Origin of the sequence: Mesorhizobium sp. M7A.F.Ca.US.014.04.1.1 (assembly GCF_003998745.1) — a bacterium.
Lineage (GTDB): Bacteria > Pseudomonadota > Alphaproteobacteria > Rhizobiales > Rhizobiaceae > Mesorhizobium > Mesorhizobium ciceri.
This window is the reverse complement of record NZ_RZRW01001248.1, coordinates 1-749: the sequence shown is the minus strand read 5'-3', so window position 1 is coordinate 749 and position 749 is coordinate 1. Positions and strand designations below refer to the sequence as shown.

The window sequence follows — 749 nt, the reverse complement described above, 5'->3', positions numbered from 1 at the left end:
GGGCCAGGGCATCGAAATCATTGATGTGCGTCGGTGGCGAACCGACCTTCTCCAGGTATCGCTTGCTGGTGTAGGTGATCCTGCCTGAAGGGGCAAAGCTCAGGAGATTCACGGGCACAGCGTCAATCATTTGCTCCAGTTGCCGGTTGGCTTTCCGCAGCGCTTCTTCTGCCCTCACCTGGTCGTCGATGTCGTGCGAAAGACCGTACCATTGGACGACAGTCCCACACTCGTCTCGCATCGGTTCCGCTCGGCCCGACATCCATCGGAAGACGCCGTCAGCACGACGCAGGCGATAGTTCAGGGAGAAGCTTTCGCCGGTGGTGACCGAGTGGTTGATCGCTGCTTCCAGCGTGGCGGCGTCATCGGGATGTACGACAGCCGCAATGGCCGCCTTCAGGCCATTTCCTCCGACATTCTCGTATCCTCCTACGTCAAGGCCGAGATACTCAACCATTCGCTTGCTGAAGAAGACCGGCTCGCCCGACGCAGACAGGCGCCAGAGGAAGCTCGGCACCATGTCGACCAGTTGCGAGAGTTCCCGCTCCCGGTCGCGCAACGCTTCCTGTGCGCGCATCTCGTCGTCGACGTCGATAGAGATCACATACCACTGAACAAGCGCGCCGCTGTGATCACGCAGCGGCTCGCCGCGTCCATCCACCCAGCGGTACGCTCCGTCCGCACGGCGCATTCGATACTTCATGGAGTATGGTTCGCCGGTAGCCAGAGAGTGGCGGACGGTCTCCAGG

1 protein-coding gene is annotated in these 749 nt (G+C 61.0%); it reads right to left on the bottom strand.

The window, feature by feature from the left end; all coding sequences use genetic code 11:
- A partial coding sequence (locus EOA22_RS35875; RefSeq protein WP_127390722.1) for a PAS domain-containing protein occupies nt 1–749 on the bottom strand: 749 nt, incomplete at both ends.